Genomic DNA, 25,041 nt, shown 5'->3' on the forward strand with positions numbered 1-25,041 from the left:
CCACTCCTCCTTAAGTCAAATATACTTCCTACAGAACTAAATCTTCATCCATTACTTCACCAATTGCTACTATATTTGTATCTCCAGTTAAGTAAAGATTCTCTACCTTACTTTCATTTAGTTCCACATGAACGGATAATATACCTCCTGGAACATGTAAATTAACAGGTTTGCCTTTGTCAATAACCCCTTTTAAAGAAAGGACGACTGCTGTAGACCCCGACCCGGTTCCGCAGGCTAAAGTAAAGTCTTCAACACCACGTTCAAAAGTTTTTAATCTTACGTCGTTTTCCTTCATTATTTCATAAAAGTTCACATTTACTCCCTTAGGGAAATCATGGTAATATCTGATTTTCCTCCCTAGTTGGAACAACTTTTTCTCATCAAAATCACAAAGTCCGTTTATTTTCACAACTGCATGGGGCAGGCCCGGATTTCCCAGTTCAATATATGAATATTCATATGCTGTCCCATCAATACTTAAAGTTTCATCCAGCTTTATTATTTCCGGATTGTTTAAACGGATTTTATATTTTCTTTTATTTATTCTCCATGCCGGCACATCTCCTGCAAGAGTTTCAATAACCATGGATCCTCCTGCAATTTTATTTTCGTAAGCATATCTGGCTATACACCTTGCACCATTACCACACATTTCTCCCAGGGTTCCGTCGGAATTATAGAATCGCATTTGAAAATCCCCGGCGTGCTGTGGTTTATCTACAACCATCAAAGCATCTCCTCCTACCGATATTCTTCTTGTGCACACCCGCTTTGCGATTTCAGGGAATTTTTCTACAGGAATATTCAACTCTATATTGTTTACAATAATAAAATCGTTTCCAGTGCCTTGCATCTTAGCAAATTTCATAACATTCCTCCATGTAACAGTTACTATTTATTTATATAATGCTGTTTTGCATACTGAAGCAGTACAGCTGGTTTTTGTGCCCGTTCTGCACTGTCTTCTGCTCCAAGTACAATAGCAATCACTCTTTCAGTTTTATTTTTATGCTGAACTGGCATTGTAGTTATTATACAGCAACCTGCCCTGTTTGTAGTACCCGTTTTAAGCCCGTCAACCCCATCCACATTAAATAATAGCCGGTTGGTGTTTTCTCCCTGAAAATTTAAGCTGTTTACGCTAATTGATGTTTTTCTGGTTATATCCAGTATATCCGGATACTTATTTACTGTATACCTGCACAGTTCAAACAAATCCATGGCGTTCATCCGGTTCTGAAGTTTAGCAGAGAAAATATTTGAAGTATAGAGTGGTAATCCATGTGGGTTGTAGAACTCTGCGCTATCCAGCTTTAATTCTTTAGCCTTACTATTCATCAGCTTTGTAAATTCAGTCTCAGACCCACTTAAATGCTCTGATAAGGCCGTTGCAGATTCATTACTTGAAACAATGAGCAGCGTATTCATTAAGTCTCTTAATTTAATACTCTGGCCTGCTTTCATAGGAATTACTCCGTCTTCTGACAAAGATACTGCCTCTGCGGTTTTAGATATAACTACATCATCATCCCAGGATATCTGTTTCTTATCAATTGCTTCCCTGATTAAAAGATATGTCATTATTTTAGTAGTGCTTGCGATAGCCACCTTATTATCTGCATTGTTAGCGTAAATAATCTCACCTGTGGTTGCATTTCCGAGAACTGAACCGTGGAGAAAATCAAAATAGCCGCTGGCAGCTGTCTTTTGAAATTCTACATCAAAGTCCTTTTTAGTATCTACAATAATCGTCTTATTTGAACTGCAAACCGTTGCATTCACATTAAATATTTGCATCAGGTCTGTAAATTTAAAATATGTATTCCCCTGAATACTATATACCGTATATTGCACCTTTTTATTATCCACATAAAGCTCTGGGACAGAAGAATCTGCCCACTCTGTACTTCTGTTTCCCGGCTGATTTTCACCGCCTATGGCAACATAGGGCTGCCCCTTCAAGATACATACAGCCTGTTTATCCTTATCATACGAAATATTAAACTGTTTTGCACTTCCGTTTATTGCATTTGCAAAATCTCTTATACAAATAAAATTATTCCCTTCATAAGAAGCGCTATATGCCCTCATGTTTACCTCTTTACCATCAATCTGAGCCTTTATCATGATTGGAGTGGCCATGTCTGCAGCCAGTGAAACAGAAGTTACTCCTGCACTCATTGTAAAAATGATAATCATGGCTAACAATATGCTTAAAATTTTCTTTTTCATAATGTTTACCTCTTTAATAATTTAAGAAATAACTTTATTACAAGAACTTTATTCTAACCTTAAAGTTCTACATAACATTCTCTTTCGATCATATCTTCATAGCTCTGCTTTTTAATTATTTCTGCAGATTTTCCATCTTTAACAAGTACAACACCAGGTATAGGGTTTTTATTGTAATTACTCGCCATGGAATATCCATAAGCACCTGTGGTCAATACAGCCAGAATATCTCCTTGTTCTGCTCTGGCAAATTTACCATCTTTAATTAAAACATCTCCAGTTTCACAGCACTTACCACACACTGTTACCACATCATCAGCCGGCATATCCATTTTATTTGCAATTACCCCTTTGTATTCTGCCTGATACAGGGCTGGTCTGATATTATCTGTCATACCACCGTCGATTGACACATATTTCCGGATACCTTTTATTTCTTTAATACTTCCAACCTTATACAAAGTAATTCCGGCTTCCGCCACCATACTTCTTCCTGGTTCGATTACTACTGCAGGTCTCTCCATGCCCAACTGATTGAAAAACTCAGTTATTTTTTCCATAACTGGCTTTACAAAGTACTCATAGGGTTTTCTCTGTTCATCTGTATAAGTTACACCAAAACCACCCCCTATATTTAATTCTGTAATATCATAATCAAATTTTTCTTTAGTTTTTTTAACTAATTGTAAGGTCGTTTCCAGGGCTAGCAAATGTGAGCAGTTATCAAACAGTTGTGAACCCACATGAAAATGAATTCCTTTGAAATTGACGAAAGGACTATTAATTGCTGCTTCAACAGCAGGATAAATAACATCTGCATCAAGAGGTATCCCGAATTTAGAATCCTTTTTGCCTGTAGTAATATAATTGTGGGTATGACTGTCAACCCCAGGTGTAATTCGATAAAGAACATTTATCTTTTTATTTTTTTGCTTACAGATTTCTTCAATCATATGTAATTCCTGAAGTCCATCAATAATAATTCTGCCAATGCCATATTCAATAGCTAATTCTAATTCCTCTCTCAGCTTATTGTTTCCATTAAACTCAATCCTCTCTGCTGGAAATCCGGCTTTAATTGCCGTAAATAATTCTCCACCTGAAACAACGTCCATGCAAAATCCTTCCCTCTCCATGATTTTACACATGGCAATGGAACAAAATGCTTTTGTAGCATAAGCAACTCTGGTATTTTCATACTTATCAGGAAAGCACTCTTTTATTTCATTACACTCTTTCAAAATAGCATTTTCGGAGTACACATAAAGTGGTGTGCCATACTTTTCCGCCAGTTCTACGGTACTGCATCCATCAAAATACATAACATTGCCTTTTATTTCTGTAATCATCGATTCCCTCCCCAGATATCTCTATTTCCTTTACTGTACTTAATTTTCATTAAATTACCATACTTTTGTAAACAATACCATATTAAGCAAATATGGTGCCAATTATATTTAAGCCACCTATATCTAAGCCACTCACCATATACTGCAATATATCTGCATATTTTTAACATTACAAAAACAGATTACTGACTTATGCCATTATCATTTTGAAATTTACGTCCTGATTTCAGGAATAGAGCTTTTTTCAGGGTATTATTTGTTTCTGAAAGAGCACTCCCGATTTGGCACATTTTTTGCTTAATATTAATGTAGAATACTATAAGAGAATTTATAATCCTATGGGTACGTCTTATTAAAAAATAATAAGAGAAAGGAAATGTAATTATGGACAACATTCTAAAAGAAATTAACACCATTCCAGGCCATATAGGTTTTTATTACAAAAATATGGTAACGGATGAATGTATCAGCTTTAATGAAAATCACCATTATATACCTGCCAGTGTAATCAAGCTTCCAATTGTTATGGAGATTTTCCGTCTGTCAGCAAAAGGCAAAGTGAGTTTGGATTCAAAGCTTTTAGTTAAAGATGAAGATAAAATGCCAAGCTGCGGTGCATTAAATTCTTTTACAGGAGAACTTTGGGTAGATATCCGGACCCTATGTAACTTAATGATTACCATCAGTGATAACACAGCAACCAATGTACTTATTTCATATTTTGGAACAGATACGTTAAATGAAGGTTTTCAATCCATTGGGCTTACAGAAACCCGGGTTAACAGACGTCTGTTTGATGCAGAAGCTTCTGAGAAAGGAATTCAGAATGTTATCACCCCTGCAGAAATCGGGATGCTTTTAGAAAGGCTTTACAGAAATGAATTTGTAAATCAGCAGGTTTCAGAAGATATAAAAGAAATCCTGTTCAGGCAGCAGATTAAACATAAAATCAAAGAACTGCTGCCAGTTGGAACCAAAGTGGGAAGTAAGACTGGAGACGATGATAATATTTCAAATGATGTTGGAATTGTTTATGCTAAGCAGCCTTTTGTGGTCTGCTTTATATCAAATGAAACAGTTCCAAGTCTGTTTAATCCCTTTATCAGAAAAACTTCTCTGGAACTTTTTAACAGGTGCAATAAATAATCATTATTTATTTTATATACTCTCTGGGAGGCCTTGCTGTTATTCTTACCACAATTTCATTTTTATTCGTTTCTGCAAGCTTTGATGCCTCTTCAATGGTCATGGAGTTATTTGTTCCATCTCCATATATGATGGCAGTGTCTCCCTCTTTTACATCCGGAACTTTAGAGAAGTCTGCCATGCACTGGTCCATGCAGATAACTCCAATTACAGGACATTTAACTCCTTTAACTGTGACATACCCCCTGTCCCGCATATTCCGTGGGTATCCATCTGCATAACCGAAGGGAAGCGTTCCAATCACCATATCTTCCGGCGCTTTCCACAAATAATCATATCCTACACCTTCGCCTTTTGAAACCTGGCGTAACTGAGAAATTTTTGTGGTAAATGTCATGGCCTGTTTTACATCTACAAATCCTTTATGAAATCCCTTAAGTCCATAAATTAATGCTCCTGGCCTGATCATGTTCATACGATAATCCGGATAATCCACTGCAGAAATACTGTCTGTTATGTGTTTAAACTTAAAATGCATCCCTTCCTTTTCAAGTTCTGATATGATGTTTATAAATTTCTTATATTGTTTTTCATTTTCTTCATCACTGACTAATGCCAGATGAGTAAAAATCCCTTCAATTTCTATTTCTTCAATGGCACATATTCTTTTTAACTCTGCCAGATCCTCTGTTCCCAATCTGTGAAAGCCCGTATCTATCTTTATATGTACTTTTGCTTTTTTTCTGGATTTCCTGCTTTCCTCTGCAATAATCCTGGCCTGAGATTCTGAAAAAATAGTTTGGGTAATATTTTCCTCAACAACCAGATGCAGAAGTCTGTCGGGAGTGTGCCCCAATATAAAAATCGGATATTCCCTATAAGCCTTTCTTATTTCCAAGGCTTCTGTCATAGTAGCCACTGCCAGATAAGAAGCTCCATGCTCTATTAGTGTGGGAGCGATACTGACTGCACCATGGCCGTATGCGTTTGCCTTCACTACAGCCATTACAGCCACGTCATCACCCACCATCTGACAAATTTTATCCATGTTTGTGGCGATGGTTTTTAAATTTATTTGTACTACCGTATCTCTTAGCATTTCTGCCTCCCATGTTCAATCTTAAACATTACTTAGTCTGTTGAAACAATTCCAGCACGCCAAATACCTCCATAAGCATTCCGGTTCTTATACACTCCTCACTGGGATTAAACATTTCATTGTGCAGTGTCTGATAATTGTTCTCATTTGTGTCCAGGCAGCCGATATTAAAATACACCGCCCGGACAGCTTCTGAAAAGTAGGAAAAATCATCTGCCCCCAGACTTGGTTCCTGCAAAAAATGAATCTGGTCTTTTGAAAAAACTTTTTTAGCTGCTGATTCAATCATATCCTCTACTTCATCATCATTAATAAGAGCGGGAAAACTGTCAGTGAAAAGCACTTCTGCTGTGGCCCCGAACCCCCGAGCAACATTTTCAGCCATTTCCTTCACCCTGCTTTTTATAAAGCTTTTGGTATCACTGTCTAATGCCCTGATTATGCCGGAAAATACAGTTTCCTTTGCCAGTACATTATTCTTAGTTCCTCCATGAATCTGCCCTACTGTTATCACTGCCGGATTGGTAGGAGATATGTTTCTTGTTATAATGCTTTGAAGGTTACAGACCACACTTGATGCTGCTGCAATAGAGTCTATGCCATTTTCAGGATGAGCCCCATGACATGCCGAGCCCTCTATTGTTATTTCAAATTCCGTAGAAGCGGCATTCATTTTTCCTCTTTTGAATTGTATTTTTCCTGCTTCAAGCTCTGGTGAAACATGAAGTCCAATCACAACATCTACTCTGGGATTTTCTAAACATCCCTCTTCAATCATGGCTTTTGCACCACCAATAGTCTCTTCTGCCGGTTCAAAAAAGAATTTTATATTTCCCGGAATCTGGTCTTCCATTTCTTTGAAAACCTTTGCCGTCCCCATCAATACCGCCATATGTATATCATGTCCGCATGCATGCATTATTCCTGGTATTTTTGATTTAAAAGGAATCTGAACCCTTTCCTCTATGGGAAGGGCATCCATATCAGCCCTTATGCCTATAGTGAAAAAACGTTGCCCCTTTATGGGTTTTCCCTTCCCTCTGACTACTGCCACCACGCCATGCCCTCCAATTCCGGTTGCATGTTCGATTTCATATTGGGACAGGAAGCTACTTATTAACCGGGAGGTATTGATTTCTTTCTGTGACAGTTCAGGCTGGGAATGCAGTAATCTTCTTATTTGTACTGCTTCCTCAAAAACTTCTTCAATTCTTTCATTGATTTTCATTTTCTTCACCTTTATATCTCATAATCCATATACGGTACCGGATTTATGGTTTTATCATAAAAGTGCCACCATTCTCCCTCATATGCAGTAAAGCCTGCACTCTCCATAACACTTTTCATATAACTTGCATTTTTTCTGCCTTCTTTGGAAATATCCGGACAGGAAAGGGACGCCTTTGGGGAAAAATCATCAAATTGACTTGGCATGATAAGATCTGTCCCATTCATATCTGTTAAGGTTATATCTACACACAGCCCATTCATGTGATTTGTCTTAAATTCCTTTATATGGATCATATCAGGGGGTTTTGCCACAAAATTGTTATCCGGCAAAATACTCCAGAACTTTGCCTGTGCACTTACTGGTCTGTATGCATCCCATATTTTTACTCGGTACCCATCTTTATAAAAAATATCTTTCGCTTTAATTAAAAGCTTCGCCGTGTTTTTATGTATATAACACTCCCCTGACTTATATATTTTTTCTTTTGTGAAATTATCAGCTGAAGCATATTTTAAATCGATAATAAAATTCCCATCTAAATCTAACAATCTGACTAAATCCCCTTTATAACACATGGTTGCTCCTTTTTTCTTGTTTAATATTCTACTTGATGCTATATTTAGTTTAGCAAATATTATGCCAATTGGGTTATATATGGTATGGTTTTTGCTTAAGCTTAGTGTATCATAATAATATTGAAAAGGAGAAGTAATTATGAAAATAATTGATATGCATTGTGACACTTTATTAGAGTGCTATAGAAATTCCAGTCATATGCTCTCAAACAATGCTGGCCACATCAGTGTGGATAAGTTGCTGCAGGGTAATGCTTTAGCACAGTTTTTTGCTATTTTTATCTCACCTGAAGAAAAAGCTTCCATGGACCCCTATGACATTTTTAACAAAGTATATGAAACTTATAAAACTCAACTTGAATTAAATTCCGATTACATAAAACCCGCTTTATGCGCCCAGGACATTATTTCCAACTCTGAAGATTCCAAGATTTCATCTATTCTTGCTGTAGAGGATGGTGTCATTCTGGAAGATAAAATTGAAAGGGTACAGGAAGTTTTTGACAAGGGGGTCAGATTGATAACTTTAACCTGGAATTTTGAAAATTCAATAGGATATCCCTGCAGTGATGATCCTGAAGAACACAGCCTGGGACTGAAAGCTTTTGGTATAGATGTAGTGGCAGAAATGAATCGGCTTGGTATGCTGATTGATGTTTCTCACCTTTCCGAAGGCGGGTTTTACGATGTAGCAAAACACAGCAGGAAACCATTTGTTGCTTCTCACTCCTGTGCCAGAGCTTTATGCAATCACAGAAGAAATCTGACGGATGATCAATTAAAAGTTTTAGGAAATCAGGGAGGCCTTGTGGGCGTAAACTTCTATTCTGCTTTTCTTAAAGAAGATTCAGAATACGCAACCATTGGGCAGATTGTTGAGCATGTGAAATATATGGTTAATAAAGCAGGTATGGAATCCGTAGGCCTTGGTTCTGACTTTGACGGAATTGACTGTGAACTGGAATTCAGTGATTACGCAAGCTATCCACTTCTTTTAGATGCCTTATCAAAACATTTTACAGAAGACCAGTTAGATATGATTTGCAATGGAAACGCATTTCGTGTATTAAAGGAAAATTTAGGCAAATAGAGTGATTATATTTTAAGGGGCTGTTGCAAAAGGTAACAGCCCCTTTATTTATTCTAATTAGGAAGATTACACAGCCAAATTCAGAATAGGAGAGTGAAAAACATAAATATGCTCTATTATTTTTAATAAATGCGAATTTGTGGGGATTTTATGACTAAAGATTTTAATTTGACGAAGTGCCACAACGCAATGATAAGAGAATAAGTGTTTTGCTCTTGAAATGATAAAAAAACAAAATCCTCGGTAGCATTTTGGGCAAAAGCTACCATATTTTATGAAATTTGAAACTATATGGTATCTATTTCAATAAAAAGTCTAACAAAGTGTTAAAATTAACGGGTAAAGATGCAAAAAGCTACCGAGATTGAAGTAAAAATGATAATCTCGGTAGCTTTAACAGTATAAAAGTTTTCATATTCTCCCTCCTAAGCAACAAGCCATTTTATTATTTCGCTTGTCTGCCTAGTAGAGCACATCTCACCATTGTGCAACAACTTTTTATGTACTTTTAAATTTTAATGACTTTTAAAAATAGCTACCACAAGAGACAGGGTCTGAGTTGCAAAAGCCAGTGTATACAATGCCATACAGGTATAAATCACAGAAACCCACTTCCACCTTTTACCATGTCCTGGAAGAGTTGTAAAGTCTTTTTGTATTTTAATATTCTTCTCTTTTAGCACTTTATAAAACTTATCCACTCCCACAGGAGATATTACACCCCATCTAAAGAAAGGCAGAAAAAAAACAGGTTCCTTTTTTGCTGCCTCATATAAATAAATCCCCTTTTTAGTAAGATGAGCCTTTTCTATTGTATTCAGATTTACCCTTAATTCTTTTCGAAGTAACTTGTTATGATAAATCATTCTGTCCTCATCAAATTCACTAAAAAACAGCTTATATGCAGTAAAAAGGAAGATACATATGCATAAATATACCAGGTACAGTACGACTGTAGCAACTAAATTAATCTTTGTGCCATAATCATTTAGGTTATAAATAATAACCTGCATTAACAGGGCAAACCTGGTTACAATTAAAAATCCTAATAGCAATATAAAAACCTGTTTAGACATGGCAGAATAATAATATCGTATTTTTTCCATTTCTATTCAACTCCTTTCCAGCTTTCAAGGACAAGTATATGCTAACATATTGCAAAAAATCAATAATAAAATTTTATCACCATTTTTAAAGTATTCATTTACCACATTGGATTTGTCCTGATTTCAGGAATACAGTCCTTCAATCAGGACCTTATTCTTTGTTTTATTCTTTGTTTTGTTACTTTATTTGAATAAAGTAATGTTACTTTATATATTTTATTGCAGTGACAGGCTTAGATATTTTCTTTCTAAAGTGGCACACATCTTGCATATTTATTAAAGTATGAAAATTCGTTATATTAGTTTTTTCAATTTAATTAAAGGAGGTCATTTACTATGATGAATTACATTTGGACTGGTCTTGTGGCCATCTCCATTATCGCAGGAGTTGTCACTGGTAGTATCAGTGAAGTACAGGAAGCTTTATTTTCATTTGCCAATACGGCAGTTGAAATTGTCATCGGACTTATTGGAGTTATGGTGTTTTTTACAGGCCTGATGTCAGTTATGCAGGAAGCTGGTCTTTGTGAAAAGCTGGGTAAGGTTTTAGGCCCTGTAATGACGAAGCTTTTCCCTGAAGTTCCAGCTAACCATCCAGCTATGACATCAATGGCACTTTATTTTGCAGCTAACATTTTAGGTATCGGTAATGCAGCAACGCCTTTTGGATTAAAAGCCATGGCAGATTTGCAAACATTAAACAAAACCAAACACATCGCCACGGATGCCCAGTGTATGCTTCTGGCAATAGCCACAACTTCTATAACGCTAATTCCTATAACTGCGTTGGCATTACGTTCTGCAGTTCAGGTCCAGGGAGCTGCCGAAGTAGTTGGCCCTATTATGTTGGCAACGACCATCTCAACAGCTACGGGAATTACCGCAACCCTTTTGTTAAAGAGAACAAAACGTTTTAAGCTTGACTGTATTATTGAAAGAGAAAAAGCTGCAGGTACACTTGAAATTAATGAACATTATATTGGTAACGATCCAATTAAGCTATAACATCAAATAGTATCAAGGAGGAAAATTCTTATGACTGGAGTACTTAATACCATATCTACATATGCGATTCCATTGGTTTTATTATTAATCCCAATATACGCTCTAAAAAAGGGCGTTAAGGTATATTCCGTTTTTACAGAAGGTGCCAAAGAGGGACTGAACGTAGCTATTATGATTATCCCTTACTTAGTATGTATGCTTGCTGCTATAGGTATGTTCCGTGCATCTGGAGCTATGGACTGGCTGGCAGCTCTCATCAATCCAATAACTAGTTTAATTGGTCTGCCTGGTGAAGTTTTACCAATGGGGATTATGAGATCTTTCTCCGGAGGTGGTGCTGAAGGTATGATGAGTGACCTGTTAAAAACTTACGGAACACAGAGCCAGATTGGAAGAATTGCTTCTGTGGCTCTTGGTTCAACTGAAACAACATTCTATATTATAGCTGTATACTTTGGTGCTGTAGGTATTACAAACGTAAGACACTCCGTTATAGCAGGCCTTTTAGGAGATTTAGCATCTTTAATTGCTTCAGCTGTTATCGTAAATGTTATGTGGTACTAAAAATAAAAATTAAATTATATAATGTTTTATATAATTTTAAAGAAAGGAAATTTTAAATGAAATATCCTGAAAAATTAGCACCCGGTGCCACTATCGGACTGGTCTGCACCAGTTCTGCCATATCAAGGGAACGGGAAGCACAATGTACAGAGGCAATCAGACAGCTTGGCTATAAAGTCAAGACAGCAGATAATCTTTCACAAAACCTTGCAGGTTATATGGCTGGAGATGGAGAAACAAGAGCAACATGGATTAACTGTATGTTTGCTGACCCAGAGGTTGACGCAATTTTTTGTATAAGGGGGGGAGATGGAGGAAGCCGCACCATTGAATATCTCGACCTGAAAACCATAAAGGCTAATCCCAAAATCTTTGTAGGATATAGTGATGTTACAAGCTTCCATCTTATTTTCAATCAGATATGTGGTTTTGTTACTTTTCATGGGCCTATGGTGTCTTCAAATATGGTGGATTCTTTTGATGATGAATCAAGAGCCAGTCTGTTTCAGGCATTAAATGCGGATGCTCCATATGAATTCAAGAACCCGGATGGATATGACTTGAAAGTCCTTCAGGAGGGGGAAGGAGAAGGTACTCTTGTAGGGGGCAATTTTGCACTTTTAGGAGCTTCCATGGGTACTCCTTATGAAGTAAATACCAAAGGTAAAATCCTTTTTATTGAAGAAATTGGTGAGACCATGAGCCGTATCGACAGGCTGGTCTATCAGTTGAAAAACTCGTGTAAGTTAAAAGAGTGCGCGGGTATTTTACTGGGCCAGTTTACCCGTTGTCCCAATAAAGATATGCCTGAATATACGGAACTGAATATTTTCAAAGATGCTCTTGCCGATCTGAATATTCCCGTTATGTATAATATTCAGGCTGGACATGGGCAGCCTAATATGACCCTTCCCCTGGGTGCACATTGCATCATAAGTACTAAAACTAAAACCATATGTTTTGACCAAATAAAAAGATAAGATATACAAAAGAGGCATGTCAGTTTAAAAATTTTCTGGAATGCCTCTTTCTTATGTGCTATTCTATTTTTAATTACTTTATTCCATAGCGTTTTAGCTTGTCATAAAAAACTGATTTGGATATGCCTAATTCCTCCATAATTTTTTGCTTGTCCCCGGAGTATTCCTTTAACGCATTTTTCAAGATTTCCTTTTCTGCCTGCTGCACTCTTTTCTTAAAATTCATTACTGTCTGGGGCTGGATTTCCATGATATTTATATGTTCAGGATAAATAAGGTTAGAATCACATAGTGTGATTGCCCGTTCAATAACATTTTCCAGTTCCCGAACATTACCAGGCCAATTGTAATGCATTATTTTATTTAATGCCTGACCAGAAAATAATTTAGGTTCCAGGTTATATCTGTTGCAGATTTTGTTTAGAATTTTATTGATAAGAAGATATAAATCTGATTTTCTTTCTCTCAACGGAGGAACATGAATAGGAAATACATTAATTCTATAATACAAATCCTGTCTGAAAGTACCATTAGCTACTGCCTTCTGCAAATTCTGATTTGTAGCTGTAATAATCCTGATATCTACATAAGTTGGTTTTGTGGCACCTACTCGGTAAATGACTTTATTCTGCATGACATAAAGAAGTTTGACCTGCATTTCCATGGGTAAATCGGCTATTTCATCCAGAAAAATAGTTCCTCCATTTGCCTGTTCAAAATAACCTGTTTTTCCTGAGGATAAAGCCCCAGTAAAGGCACCGCCTACATATCCAAACAGTTCACTCTCTATTAAGTTGGGTGCTATTGCGTTACAGTTTACCTCTACAAAAGGTGCTTTTTTATTGTACAGATGGTGTATTTCATATGCCAGCTGGGATTTGCCTGTACCACTTTCTCCAGTAATAAGAACATTAAACTTAGTTTTTGATGATTTGTATGCTAAAAATTTTACTTCCTTCATAAGCATACTGTTTCCTACAAAATTTTCAAAAGCATCAGCTGATATGTCCATATATAATTTATTAAAATTGTGACTTTTTTTCTCCATTTCCATGATAATTTCATTTCTGTCCTGAAGAAGTTCTTCCATTTTTGACAGATCTCTTATTTTTAACACAACGCCATCCACTCCGTTCTCATTTCCTACAGGATAAATGGAACAACGAACCGGTCTTTTATTTAGTTCATAATCCGTACTGCATATTCCACCACTATTACCCACAAGAATTTCATCTATTTCTTTAAATAAATCATTATATTCGAAGATGTCTTCAATGGTGGCTCCTATAACTTCCAGTTCATTTCCAGAGGTTCCCTTAGCCAGATAGTGTGCCCCCGTCAGAACTTCTTTTAAAGACTCTTTTCTTACTGTATATCCCTTTTCCTGAAAAAACTTAACCTGTCCCGTTTTACCATCCACAATGACCATATGCCCCACGGAATTCAGATACATGATATCGTAATTTATATTATTTACGGTGATACGCATGAGACTTTCTTTAGCAAGAATCATTGCTGAAACAGAGAACCCCAGATAAAGTTCACTCAATTCAAATTGTGGCGTTATGCTGTTTCCCCGTATGTATTTATAAACGGGCTTCATTTCAGAATTTTTATATACACCTATTGCCAGCAAAGCATCTCCTGTTTTTATATTTTTATCTTTGATATTGATCAGGGCCAAATCTTCAGGTTTTAAATCTCCATCATCATTCCCAATAAGATTATCTGCAATGATGACAATATCACCATCTTCTACAGTGCCTGCAGGATGTGAAGCAGCATTTTTAAATATTACTCCTGTTATCTCTTTTGCTTTATGATTAAATACCTGAAATCTTCTTTTTTTATCAATATAAATCATACCTTCATCAATACTATCAGCAATTTCGTGGAATATTTTTCTTCTCTTCAATTTTACAACCTCCGTAGTCCTATACTAATATATTACCATAGGACTACGGAATATTACAAAACTTTACTTAAAAACTCTTTAGTCCTTTGATTTTGTGTACGATTAAAAATTTGTTCCGGTGTACCCTGTTCCATGATTACTCCTTCATCCATAAATAATATCCGGTCTGCAACCTCTCTTGCAAATCCCATCTCGTGGGTTACGATGACCATAGTCATTCCCTTATCTGCCAACCCCCTCATAACTTCAAGAACTTCTCCCACCATTTCTGGATCAAGGGCTGATGTAGGCTCATCAAACAGCATTACTTCCGGATTCATGGCAAGAGCCCGGGCAATTGCCACACGCTGTTTCTGCCCTCCGGAAAGGGCACTGGGATAAACCTGGGCTTTATCGGCAAGACCTACTCTCACAAGCAGTTCAGTGGCAGTTTTCTCTGCATCACTTTTAGCCATTCCCATCACATTTACAGGAGCTAGCGTAACATTCTCAATGGTCTTCATATGGGGAACAGATTAAAGTTCTGAAAAACCATTCCCAGCTTCTGACGCATTGCATTGAGATTTACTCCTCTTTTATTAATCTGCTGACCGTCTATATATATTTCCCCAGATGTGGGTTCTTCCAGCAGGTTCAGGCATCTTAAGAAGGTACTTTTTCCAGAACCTGAAGGACCAATCACGCATACTACTTCACCTTCTTTTATTTTTACATCTATATTTTTCAAAACCTGCAACGTTCCATAATTTTTAGTGAGATTATTAACTTCTATCACTTTGTGCCATTCTCCTTTCCATATACACTACAATTCTTGAAAGAGGAATTGTAAGACTCAGATATACAAATGCTGTTCCCAGATAAGCCGGCCATGATTGAAATGTTACTGATGACCAAAGCGTACTTTTTCGGGTTATTTCTGTAATGGTAATGACGGATAATACAGCTGTTTCTTTGATTAATGCTACAAATTCATTTCCCAAAGCTGGTAGGATAATTTTAAATGCCTGAGGAATTATTACCAGCTTCATTGATTGGAAATGCGTCATTCCAAGAGATCTGGAAGCCTCCAGCTGACCCTTATCTACAGCCTGCAGTCCAGAACGAATGATTTCTGCCACATATGCAGAACTGTTAATTCCACATACAAGCATTCCGGCTATAATAGGATAGTCCCACCTAAACTGGATTCCATGATTCTGAAGGATCATGGGTACACCATAGTACAAAATCAGTGCCTGTACAAGAAGAGGAGTTCCTCTCAGAAGTTCCACATACACTATTGCAGGCAGATTAATAATTTTATGTCTTGACAATTTGCATAGTGCCACGAAAAGGCCAAGGGTTATACCGATTATTACCGCTACCAGTGTAATCTGCAACGTTGCCCCGATACCGCTATATGCCACTTTTATCCCCATTAAATAGTTATTCAAATATAATTCCTCCTGTTATTTATTCCTATAATGAAAAGCAAGTTTGCCACTAAGACAAACCTGCTTACTCTTTAGTCAAACCATTTACTATAAAGCTTATCGAATGTTCCGTTTTCTTTTATGTGTTTCATTCCTGTATTAATTTTATCCAGGAGTTCTTTATTTCCTTTTTTAACTGCTATTCCATAAGATTCTGCATTTAAAACGTCACCTACAATTTCTACAGTTCCAGGTTTAGCAGTCATATAAGCTTTTGTTACCGGAAGATCATTGATCAGCGCATCAATGGTTCCATTCTGCAGGTCCATCATTGCAACATCTAATCCATCATATATTTTAGCTTCTTTTATTTTTCCAGCCTTTTTAAGTTCATTACACTTATCTGCTCCGGTTGTTCCAATCTGTCCACCAACTTTCATATCTGGTGTTAAATCTTTAATGCCCTTTATGGTTTTATTTCCAGCTTTGACTGCAACCACAAGCCCTGAATCATAATACGTATCCGAAAAATCCACCTGTTTTCTTCTATCTTCACTTGCATTCATTCCTGATGCTATGATATCAATATTTCCTGATTGTAAAGCTGGTATTAAACCTCCAAAGGACAGGTTTGTCCATTCCAGTTTAAATCCCTGATCAGCTGCAATAGCTTCCATCATATCCACATCAAATCCAGTAAGTTCACCTGTTTTACTGTCGGTTGTATCAAATGGCGGAAAAGTAGGTTCCATAGCTACTTTATATGCCGATTGCTTCTGACCACATGCTGCAAATGAAAAGACCATAACCATTATCAAAGCAGATACTGCAATTTTTTTCATATTTTTCATCTGACTACCTCCCTGTGTCAATTAAAATAAAATTTATATAGAGTATATTGCATAATTATACATGTATAGTTATGCATGTTCAAGTGTTTTTTTGCGTATATCTAAAGTTGAAATTTTCTGAAAATATTCTATTTTCAAGGCATCTATCTCTGCACAAAAAAATAAAAGCATGTATAAACACACGCTTTTACTCTTTTTATTTAATAACCTACAAAAAAACTTGCATACTATTTTAACGTTTTTAGTTCTTGTGGTTCAGTAAACTCTAAAGGATTCTGATCTATCCATCCCAAAGCTTCTCTGGCACATTCTTTATAAAGATCATGTTTGCCAAGTTTTGCCAGAGTACCTTCTTTTTTCGTGTTCTTTCCAAGTTCAGGAGCAAAGATTCTATAAATTGCTGCCTGGAATTTTTCATTAAGCTTAACAATCTCAATAACAGCTTCTTTGCCATTCTTCATGAGCACATTCACCGTACCGTCATCTAAGGTATCAAATTTTTCAATATTTTTATATTCCTTCATCCATATCACTTCCTTTCCCTTGTACTATTCATTATATCACAATTTACAGAATTTTCAAGCTTTGCATTAAGGTAGAATATGCTGCTTATGTTTATAAAAGTTTCATCCATTCTATATTAAAAAAGATCTTCCCAATAAAAGCTGTCTACCTTTAATTGAGAAGATCTTAATTTCCTATTTATTGTTTACATTGTTTTCCTGCATGATCCATCTGGTAATTTTCATAGTAAATCAACTGCCCCACTGGAACAATCTTAAATCCTTGATCCTGCAGACTCTTTAAAACTAATGGCAGATACTCCCCTACATGTTCTGCATTATTGTGAAACAAAATGATATCTCCTGACTTCACATTTCTCGTCACTCTTTCTACAATCTGCTGTGTAGAAATGTCTTTCCAGTCCAGACTGTCAACAGACCACTGTATTACTTTATATCCCTGACTTTCACATGTTTGTATAACATGATTATCATAAGCTCCATAAGGAGGTCTGAACAATATAGTTTTCTGCCCCGTAATTTTTTGGATTGCATCTGAGGTGTCTTTTAATTCGCTGGCAATCTTTTCCGAAGTCAGCCCAGTCATATCCGGATGAGTGGCAGAATGATTTCCTATCTCATGCCCTCGTTTCTGTATTTCCTCTACATCCTTGGGGTATTTCTCAGCCCAGAACTTAACAAGAAAAAAAGTCGCTTTGACTTTATACTTGTCAAGATTGTCTAGAATCGCCATGGTTTTATCGTCACCCCATGCTGCATCAAAGCTGATAGCTACCTTCTTTTCAGCAGTCTGCACACTATATATAGGCAGTTTCCGATCCTGATTCATAACTGCACTAACATCAATTGCCTGATAAATCCATATGGCTGCGGCTATAACAATCAGCGCCGCAAATATTCTTGAAAGTATTTTCATTGACAGTATCCTCCGATTTAAAATCTGATACTACCATAATATGCAGACAAATATTAATTCATTCGATTTTATATTTAGTTTGCTAACTATGCTAAATCCAATCTCATAACTTCCGGATGACATTTTGTTCCAAACTGAGGACAAGTAAGGCAATCAAAAACTTTAGGCGCCTCCTCCTTGTCAATGGTGATAAATCCCTGTTTTCTAAAAAATTCAGGAGCTCTTGCTACCAGAAAAATTTTTTTGCCGCCCATATTTTGTACTTCTGCAATTGCTTTTTCTAAAATAATCCTGCCAACCTCCATCTTTCTGTACTCTGGTTCCACCGCAATCCCATCTATTACGAATTCACCTTTATACTTTGCCAGAGTCAGCCCTGCTATTAAATGCTCTTCTTTACCATGTGTTATTTTCCAGTTTTTGACAACTCCCTCTGGCATTGGTTCACCTGAATCTAATTCCAGATCATTTTTAATATATAGCGTTTTTAATGCTTCATAGTCATTTGTCTGAGACATTTTTAATGTTATTCCATTTCCATGCATGACATTATACCTCCTTATATAAATATTTACTAGCCATTGAAAACAGCTTCTACAATGGTACCGCCACCAACTACTACATCCCCTTTATAAAAGACCGCCGCCTGCCCTGGTGTGATAGCTCTCTGCTTTTCATCAAATTCCACTTTAATATTTCCATTATCCACAGGGTATAACACTGCACCAACTTCTTTCATGGAATATCTGGCCTTAACCGTTACTCTCAGAGGCTCCTTCAGTGTCTCAATGGCTATCAGATTAATATCTTCCACAAGCATTCCATCAGCAAAAAGCTCTTCATTGCTTCCAAGCATTACTGTGTTTCTTTTTTATTCTTTGATAAGACATATACCGGTTTTCCAAAAGTTTGTCCCAATCCTTTTCTTTGTCCTACGGTATAATGAATAAGGCCCTGATGCCTTCCGATTTCCTTACCTGATTTATCAATAAAGTGCCCTGGCTCAGACCGGATGCCCATAACGTTTTGTAAAAATCCTGCATAATCTCCATCCTTTACAAAACATATATCCTGACTGTCTTTCTTCTTTGCATTTACAAAGCCCTGCTTTTCTGCAATTTCCCTGATTTCACTTTTAGTCATAGTACCTAACGGAAAGATTGTTCTTGACAGCTCCTCCTGTGTTAGCGTATAAAGGACATAACTTTGATCCTTTGCCACATCTGCACCTTTTTTCAAAAGATATCTGCCAGAATCCGGATCCTTTTCAATCTGCGCATAATGACCAGTGGCTATATAATCAAATTCTAAGAACCTGGCTCTTTCAAGCATTCTGCTAAACTTGATATACCGGTTGCAGTCTATGCAGGGATTTGGAGTTCGTCCCTCTTCATAACTTGTTGCAAACTTTTTTACTACATCTTCCATGAACCACTCACTGTAATTAAATACATAGTGTCTGCATCCCAACTTGGCGGCCACGCTTCTTGCATCCTGCACATCAGATAAGGAGCAGCATGTTTTTTCTTTGTCCTCAATTCCAATATCTTCATTATCAAAAAGCTTCAGTGTCACACCACTCACCTCATATCCCTGCTGTTGCAATAGAAATACAGATACCGAGCTGTCTACACCTCCACTCATACCTACTAAAACTTTCGCCATAAATATTCTCCTATTTAAAGAATTGGCAGACCCGAAAAGTTCTGCCAATCATATCATTTGTTAGTTATATCACCAGAAAGGTCCCTTCATGTCTTGGTATAATGTTGAGATTCTCAGCTTCTTTGGTAATACAGAAAAATGTAATGGGAATTTTTCTCCCTTTTCCCCATCTACATCGGTAGAAACATCTTTTGGGGATTCAATTAATAAATCATCGGTCTTAAAGTAAATAACATTCTTATTTTCCTGGTGATTTCCCTGTAAAATGCTTAAAAGCAGTGGTCCAAATTCCAGGACTGGCATTTCCTTAAACAGCATTACATCAAGTAATCCATCGTTTATTTCTGAATTGGGTGAAATTTTCTTAAACCCTCCTGCTGATCTTCCGTTCATAACAAGCATAAAATACATATTTTCCTCCCCGGAAAATTCGTTACTAGTTAATTTCACAGGTATGGGCCTGAGATTTGTAACTTCGGTCAACCCTTTCAGATAATATGACAGAATTCCTAAAGTATTTTTCAGATTTGGATCGGTTTTCTGGCTTACATCTACCAGCATCCCCATAGCCGCCACGTTTATAAAATACTTGTTGTTTACTTTGCCTACATCTGCATAAGTAAACTTTCCTCCAAGAGCAATGTCGAGCATTTCATTAATATCATGAGGCAAATCAAAGTAATATGCAAAATCATTTGCTGTCCCTGCAGGCATAACCGTAAGGGGTAGTTCAATATTATTTCTCAGCATAGCATTTACACAAATATTTATAGTACCATCTCCGCCTGCTGCGATAACCTGGTTAAACTTACTCTGGTCCATATATTTAAAAATATTATCCAGAGCTTCTCCATGAGCGGCTCTGACAGGTTCAATTATATACCCCGCATTTTGGAATCTGCCAATAATCAGATCTAAATTATTTTTAAACATCCCATTTCCTGAATGAGGATTATAGAATAGTAATACTCTTTTTCTTTCTGTGCCTTTGCTGTTCATCTTAAACCTCCAAACTTATCCCTGTGAAATTATCCTAATTATCTTTTAATAAACTCCTGATTCGTCCAATCAGGTAAAGAGAGCCTGCGAACATAACAGCATCATATTCTTTTTTATGTTCTAAAGCATATTTACAGGCTTCAACTGGATTTTCAATTGTAATACAGTTTTTTCCTCTTTCCTGCAAAGCCCTGGTTAATTCCATAGCCGGACACTTTCGAGGATTATCAGGTTCAGTAATAACAAAATCATCTGCCATCTTTGTAAAACTGTCCAGTATTTTGCTTATATCCTTATCCCCCAGCATTCCAGTGACGAAAAGCAATTTTTTTTCAGGCAGCAAGTCTTCTGTAGTTTTACGTAAGGCTGCTGCTCCATCTTCATTATGTGCTCCATCTATTATAACATAAGGTTCTTTACCCATAACCTCAAATCTTCCATTTTGTCTGGCTTTTTTCAATCCAGCATATAAACGGCTTCTTTCTACTTTTATAATTTCAGCCTTTCTGAGAAGTTCCAGTGTAACAAGAGCTGTGAGAACATTTTGTACCTGATGTTTTCCCACCATACTTATTTCAACTTCAGAATAATCTGTACTGTAAATGTTAGTATCCATTTTATATCCGTCTATACTTTTTTCTGTAACGGCATACTTAATTTTTGCCACATCATGGAGCACGCAATTTTTTCGTATGCTTTTCTGGCTATGACTTTAGCCGCTTCTGGTCTTTCTACATTTATTATAACAGGTACGCCTTCTTTTATGATTCCAGCTTTTTCTGCGGCTATTTCTTCTATAGTATCTCCCAGTCTGTCCATATGATCAAAAGAAATAGAAGTTATGACGCAAGCCAGAGGCTTTTCAATAATATTGGTTGAATCTCCTTTTCCACCCAGTCCCACTTCAAGCACCACAAAATCAGCGTTCTTCATATTAAAATATACAAATGCCACCGCTGTTATCACTTCAAATTCTGTTGGGGAATCTAGTCCCTTTGAAAGCATTATATCTATCTTTTCAAGTACAATATTGGTACATTTTTCAAGATCTTCATCAGAGATCAACTGATGGTCAAATTCTATTCTTTCATTAAATACCTCTAGAAACGGAGAGGTAAACAGCCCAACTTTATAGCCATTTCCTTGTAAGGCTTCATAAATATATTTACAGACAGAACCCTTTCCATTGGTTCCTGCTACATGGATATATTTTAAATTCTTTTCCGGATTACCTAAAAGTTCCATAAGAGTGGCCATTCTTTCAAGCCCAAGCCTGCTGCCAAAGCGTTCAAATTCTTTAAATTTATTAATCGTATTCTTTTTATCCATTTATTCTCCCATAACAACCACAATACCCCCAATAAGTATAAAACCTAATGGGGGTGTAAATTTTTAATTTGTATTTTATTTTACAGCTTTTTTTCCACAAGTGCAAGTCTTGCTGTTACTTTTGCAAGCATATCTTCATACTTTACCTGCTTTTCTTTTTCTTCATTAATTACCTTTTCTGGTGCTTTTGCCACAAAGCCCTGATTGTTAAGTTTTCCAACAACTCTCTTCACTTCTCCCTCAAGCCTTGCCTTTTCCTTGGTAAGCCTTTCAAATTCTGCCTTATAATCAAGCAGATCATCCAATGGGATAAACAATTCAACACCGCCCATCACAGCTGACATAACTTCTTCTGGTACCTCAGATTTGTTTTCTGTAAAGTTTATCTCTGTAATGTTTGCCAGGGCCTTGATATATCTTTCTCCAGCTTTAATAAACTCTAAATCCCTGCCCTTTGAAAGAATAATTGCCCTAAGCTTTCTGCTTGGTGCTGCTTCAGCTTCAGCTCTGATATTTCTTATATTCCTGATTGCCTCCATAGCCATATCAAGCTTTTTTACTTCTTCTTCGAAAGTAAGTGAACTGTCAAATACCGGCCAGTTCTCTTTTATCAGGAAGCCTTGCGGATTTCCTGCTGCCTCTGCATTTGATTTTTCCTTATCTGTTTTTGGAAGGAAGCTCCAGATTTCTTCTGTAATAAACGGCATAAATGGGTGAAGAAGTCTCAGCATATCCTTTAAAACGCGAACAAGCACATATCTTGCAACCTTTTTATCTTCCTCATCTTCTCCATATAATCTGCCCTTTACCAGTTCTATATACCAGTCACAGTATTCATTCCAGATTACTTCGTAAACTCTCTGTCCTGCCAGTGAAAGATCAAATTTATCCATGGATCCTGTAACATACTGTACTGCATCATTAACTCTTGCTATAATCCATTTATCTTCATCTTTCAGGGACAGCTTATCCAGTCCCTGGCATCCACAGGCCATTTCCCTGAAATTGCCTTCTTCGTCCTGTAGATTCATAATAACAAATCTGGAAGCGTTCCAAAGCTTGTTGGCAAAGTTTCTTGATGATTCCAGTTTGTCTTCCTTAAAGCGCATGTCATTTCCCGGAGTTATACCAGTCATAAGCATAAATCTAAGTGCATCAGCACCACACTGGTCAATAATTTCCAGAGGATCAATTCCATTTCCTAAAGACTTACTCATCTTACGGCCTTCCGCATCCCTTACAAGGCCATGAACATAAACATATTTAAATGGTGATTCTCCCGTTACTTCCAGGGCAGAAAATACCATTCGAACCACCCAGAAGAAAATGATATCATAGCCGGTCACAAGTACATCCGTTGGATAGAAATATTCCAGTTCAGGAGTTTTTTCAGGCCAGCCCAAAGTTGAGAATGGCCACAATGCAGAGGAGAACCATGTGTCGAGTACATCTTCGTCCTGTCTTATCTTCGTGCTTCCACATTTTGGACACTTATCAGGTGCTGTTCTTGCAACGGTCATTTCTCCGCAATCTTCGCAATAATAAGCAGGAATTCTGTGTCCCCACCAAAGCTGTCTGGAAATACACCAGTCTCTGATGTTCTCCAGCCAGTGCAGATATATTTTTTCAAATCTCTCTGGTACGTGCTCCAGCTTTCCATTTTTAGCTACTTCAATAGCAGGTTTTGCAAGTTCTTCCATTTTTACAAACCATTGATCGGAAAGCATAGGTTCTATAACCGTATGACATCTGTAGCATTCTCCTGAAGGAATAACTTTTTCTTCTGTCTTTACTAAGAATCCTGCAGCTTCAAGATCAGCGACCCAGGCTTTTCTACACTCAAACCTGTCCATGCCCTCATACTTGCCTGCCAGCTCATTCATAGTGGCATTATCATTAATACAGGAAGGTCTTGCCAGGTTGTGTCTTTCTCCCACTTCAAAGTCGTTAGGGTCATGAGCCGGAGTAATCTTTACAGCCCCAGTTCCTTTTTCAGGATCTGGGTACATATCCGCTATAACAGGAATTTCTTTTCCCACAAGAGGAAGAATCACTTTCTTCCCTACCATATCTTTATATCTCTCATCATCTGGATGTACAGCTATGGCTTCATCTGCAAACATGGTTTCAGGTCTTGAAGTAGCTACTACAATACCTTCGCCTCCATCAGCAGCAGGATATTTGAAGTACCAGTATTTACCGTTTTTGTCTTCATGCTCTACTTCTGCATCAGAAAGTGAAGTTCCACATTCAGGGCACCAGTTAATCAGTCTGTTTCCTCTGTATATAAGTCCTTTTTCATAAAGCCTTACAAACATTTCATTTACTGCTTTATTACAGCCTTCATCCATGGTAAAACGTTCTTTTTCCCAATCACAGGAATCTCCCAGCTTACGGCATTGTTTTGTGATTCTTCCACCGTATTCTTCTTTCCATGCCCATGCACGCTTTAAAAATTCTTCTCTGCCTAGTTCCTCTTTTTCTTTGCCTTCTTCTTTTCTTATTTTATCAACCACTTTAACTTCTGTAGCAATACTGGCATGGTCTGAACCCGGCAGCCATAAAGAGCTGTAACCCTGCATTCTCTTCCATCTTGTAAGCACATCCTGAAGAGTCTGGTCCAGTGCATGTCCCATGTGTAGCTGTCCTGTAATATTAGGCGGCGGCATTACAATTGTAAAAGGTTTTTTATCCTTATCTACTTCTGCCCTGAATGCGCCCTTTTTTTCCCATTCATTATATATTCTGTCTTCAAAATCTTTTGGGTTATAATTTTTTGCCAGATTTTTTTCCATAACTTCTTCTCCTTTATTTATAATGTCTGCCTCAATATGGCATTAAAAAACCGCCCTTTGGGCAAGTTACTGCCAAAGGACGGATAAAATTCCGCGGTACCACCTTTGTTCCACACACGATTAAGTATGCAGCACTCATTTAGTATAAAACCATATTTTCCACTGTTCAAAACGAACAGAACGTTAAGCAACCTTCAAAACACGCTTTCTTTGAAATCTTACAGCCGGGGATTTCATTCTCTAACGTCAATCCAT

24 protein-coding genes and 1 pseudogene are annotated in these 25,041 nt (G+C 37.1%); 5 read left to right on the forward strand and 20 right to left on the reverse strand.

The window, feature by feature from the left end; genetic code table 11:
- Positions 1-28: 28 nt before the first annotated feature.
- From dapF to lysA, 3 genes are read right to left on the reverse strand one after another with little or no spacing between them, the layout of a single operon-like run.
- The gene (dapF, locus tag Ami3637_RS03080; RefSeq protein WP_162361271.1) at positions 29-871 is read right to left on the reverse strand and encodes a diaminopimelate epimerase; all 843 of its coding nucleotides are present in this window, start codon (positions 869-871) and stop codon (positions 29-31) included.
- Positions 872-894: 23 nt separating this feature from the next.
- Positions 895-2,235 (reverse strand): D-alanyl-D-alanine carboxypeptidase family protein, encoded by a 1,341-nt coding sequence (locus Ami3637_RS03085; protein ID WP_162361272.1) that lies wholly within the window; start codon positions 2,233-2,235, stop codon positions 895-897.
- Positions 2,236-2,294: 59 nt separating this feature from the next.
- The gene (lysA, locus tag Ami3637_RS03090; protein ID WP_162361273.1) at positions 2,295-3,584 is read right to left on the reverse strand and encodes a diaminopimelate decarboxylase; all 1,290 of its coding nucleotides are present in this window, start codon (positions 3,582-3,584) and stop codon (positions 2,295-2,297) included.
- A 384-nt stretch (positions 3,585-3,968) separates the two neighbouring features.
- On the opposite strand from lysA, the gene Ami3637_RS03095 reads away from it, so the two are divergent.
- The gene (locus Ami3637_RS03095; protein ID WP_162361274.1) at positions 3,969-4,730 is read left to right on the forward strand and encodes a serine hydrolase; all 762 of its coding nucleotides are present in this window, start codon (positions 3,969-3,971) and stop codon (positions 4,728-4,730) included.
- 7 nt (positions 4,731-4,737) lie between these two features.
- On the opposite strand, the gene alr is transcribed toward Ami3637_RS03095, so the two are convergent.
- From alr to Ami3637_RS03110, 3 genes are read right to left on the reverse strand one after another with little or no spacing between them, the layout of a single operon-like run.
- Positions 4,738-5,829: an alanine racemase gene (alr, locus tag Ami3637_RS03100; RefSeq protein WP_162361275.1), complete on the reverse strand. Its 1,092-nt coding sequence runs from the start codon at positions 5,827-5,829 to the stop codon at positions 4,738-4,740.
- Positions 5,830-5,857: 28 nt separating this feature from the next.
- Complete coding sequence (locus tag Ami3637_RS03105; RefSeq protein WP_162361276.1) at positions 5,858-7,057, reverse strand: M20 metallopeptidase family protein; 1,200 nt, start codon at positions 7,055-7,057, stop codon at positions 5,858-5,860.
- Positions 7,058-7,068: 11 nt separating this feature from the next.
- On the reverse strand, positions 7,069-7,635 hold the full coding sequence (locus tag Ami3637_RS03110; RefSeq protein ID WP_162361277.1) for a M15 family metallopeptidase: 567 nt from the start codon (positions 7,633-7,635) through the stop codon (positions 7,069-7,071).
- 139 nt (positions 7,636-7,774) lie between these two features.
- On the opposite strand from Ami3637_RS03110, the gene Ami3637_RS03115 reads away from it, so the two are divergent.
- Positions 7,775-8,725: a dipeptidase gene (locus Ami3637_RS03115; RefSeq protein ID WP_162361278.1), complete on the forward strand. Its 951-nt coding sequence runs from the start codon at positions 7,775-7,777 to the stop codon at positions 8,723-8,725.
- Positions 8,726-9,240: 515 nt separating this feature from the next.
- Here the strand turns inward: Ami3637_RS03115 and Ami3637_RS03120 are convergent.
- On the reverse strand, positions 9,241-9,831 hold the full coding sequence (locus Ami3637_RS03120) for a hypothetical protein (protein WP_162361279.1): 591 nt from the start codon (positions 9,829-9,831) through the stop codon (positions 9,241-9,243).
- Between the two features lie 336 nt (positions 9,832-10,167).
- Here Ami3637_RS03120 and Ami3637_RS03125 point away from each other — a divergent pair, with 336 nt between their 5' ends.
- From Ami3637_RS03125 to Ami3637_RS03135, 3 genes are read left to right on the forward strand one after another with little or no spacing between them, the layout of a single operon-like run.
- Positions 10,168-10,836, forward strand: a complete 669-nt coding sequence (locus Ami3637_RS03125; RefSeq protein ID WP_162361280.1) for a nucleoside recognition domain-containing protein — start codon at positions 10,168-10,170, stop codon at positions 10,834-10,836.
- 30 nt (positions 10,837-10,866) lie between these two features.
- Positions 10,867-11,400 (forward strand): spore maturation protein, encoded by a 534-nt coding sequence (locus tag Ami3637_RS03130; RefSeq protein ID WP_162361281.1) that lies wholly within the window; start codon positions 10,867-10,869, stop codon positions 11,398-11,400.
- A 56-nt stretch (positions 11,401-11,456) separates the two neighbouring features.
- Positions 11,457-12,380, forward strand: a complete 924-nt coding sequence (locus Ami3637_RS03135; protein ID WP_162361282.1) for a S66 peptidase family protein — start codon at positions 11,457-11,459, stop codon at positions 12,378-12,380.
- Between the two features lie 73 nt (positions 12,381-12,453).
- Here the strand turns inward: Ami3637_RS03135 and Ami3637_RS03140 are convergent, their stop codons facing one another.
- From Ami3637_RS03140 to Ami3637_RS03195, 13 genes and pseudogenes are all read right to left on the reverse strand, one after another.
- Complete coding sequence (locus tag Ami3637_RS03140) at positions 12,454-14,295, reverse strand: sigma-54 interaction domain-containing protein (RefSeq protein ID WP_162361283.1); 1,842 nt, start codon at positions 14,293-14,295, stop codon at positions 12,454-12,456.
- A gap of 53 nt (positions 14,296-14,348) precedes the next feature.
- A pseudogene (locus Ami3637_RS03145) lies at positions 14,349-15,070 on the reverse strand (amino acid ABC transporter ATP-binding protein).
- Positions 15,057-15,728 (reverse strand): amino acid ABC transporter permease, encoded by a 672-nt coding sequence (locus tag Ami3637_RS03150; protein ID WP_243158093.1) that lies wholly within the window; start codon positions 15,726-15,728, stop codon positions 15,057-15,059. Before Ami3637_RS03150 ends, Ami3637_RS03145 begins: the two are co-directional and overlap by 14 nt.
- Before the next feature lie 71 nt (positions 15,729-15,799).
- On the reverse strand, positions 15,800-16,558 hold the full coding sequence (locus Ami3637_RS03155) for a basic amino acid ABC transporter substrate-binding protein (protein WP_162361284.1): 759 nt from the start codon (positions 16,556-16,558) through the stop codon (positions 15,800-15,802).
- Between the two features lie 227 nt (positions 16,559-16,785).
- Positions 16,786-17,082, reverse strand: a complete 297-nt coding sequence (locus Ami3637_RS03160; protein WP_162361285.1) for a hypothetical protein — start codon at positions 17,080-17,082, stop codon at positions 16,786-16,788.
- A 178-nt stretch (positions 17,083-17,260) separates the two neighbouring features.
- Positions 17,261-17,998 carry a polysaccharide deacetylase family protein gene (locus Ami3637_RS03165; RefSeq protein WP_162361286.1) on the reverse strand — a complete coding sequence of 246 codons (738 nt, stop codon included), beginning with the start codon at positions 17,996-17,998 and terminating at the stop codon, positions 17,261-17,263.
- Positions 17,999-18,084: 86 nt separating this feature from the next.
- Positions 18,085-18,543, reverse strand: coding sequence for a GNAT family N-acetyltransferase (locus Ami3637_RS03170; protein ID WP_162361287.1), 459 nt, complete (start codon positions 18,541-18,543; stop codon positions 18,085-18,087).
- Positions 18,544-18,572: 29 nt separating this feature from the next.
- A complete protein-coding gene (locus Ami3637_RS18200; protein ID WP_330586794.1) occupies positions 18,573-18,854 on the reverse strand; it encodes an aminomethyltransferase beta-barrel domain-containing protein in 282 nt (93 codons plus the stop codon).
- Complete coding sequence (gene mnmA / locus Ami3637_RS03175; protein WP_330586795.1) at positions 18,854-19,663, reverse strand: tRNA 2-thiouridine(34) synthase MnmA; 810 nt, start codon at positions 19,661-19,663, stop codon at positions 18,854-18,856. Before mnmA ends, Ami3637_RS18200 begins: the two co-directional genes overlap by 1 nt.
- 69 nt (positions 19,664-19,732) lie before the next feature.
- Positions 19,733-20,662 carry a YegS/Rv2252/BmrU family lipid kinase gene (locus Ami3637_RS03180; protein WP_162361288.1) on the reverse strand — a complete coding sequence of 310 codons (930 nt, stop codon included), beginning with the start codon at positions 20,660-20,662 and terminating at the stop codon, positions 19,733-19,735.
- Positions 20,663-20,696: 34 nt separating this feature from the next.
- Complete coding sequence (locus Ami3637_RS03185; RefSeq protein ID WP_162361289.1) at positions 20,697-21,329, reverse strand: glutamate ligase domain-containing protein; 633 nt, start codon at positions 21,327-21,329, stop codon at positions 20,697-20,699.
- Entirely contained in the window at positions 21,290-21,991 is a 702-nt protein-coding gene (locus Ami3637_RS03190) for a bifunctional folylpolyglutamate synthase/dihydrofolate synthase (RefSeq protein ID WP_162361290.1), read from the reverse strand. The genes Ami3637_RS03185 and Ami3637_RS03190 overlap by 40 nt, the downstream gene beginning before the upstream one ends.
- Positions 21,992-22,071: 80 nt before the next feature.
- Positions 22,072-24,786 (reverse strand): valine--tRNA ligase, encoded by a 2,715-nt coding sequence (locus Ami3637_RS03195; RefSeq protein WP_162361291.1) that lies wholly within the window; start codon positions 24,784-24,786, stop codon positions 22,072-22,074.
- Positions 24,787-25,041: the final 255 nt, after the last annotated feature.

Origin of the sequence: Aminipila terrae (genome assembly GCF_010120715.1) — a bacterium.
Lineage (GTDB): Bacteria > Bacillota > Clostridia > Peptostreptococcales > Anaerovoracaceae > Aminipila > Aminipila terrae.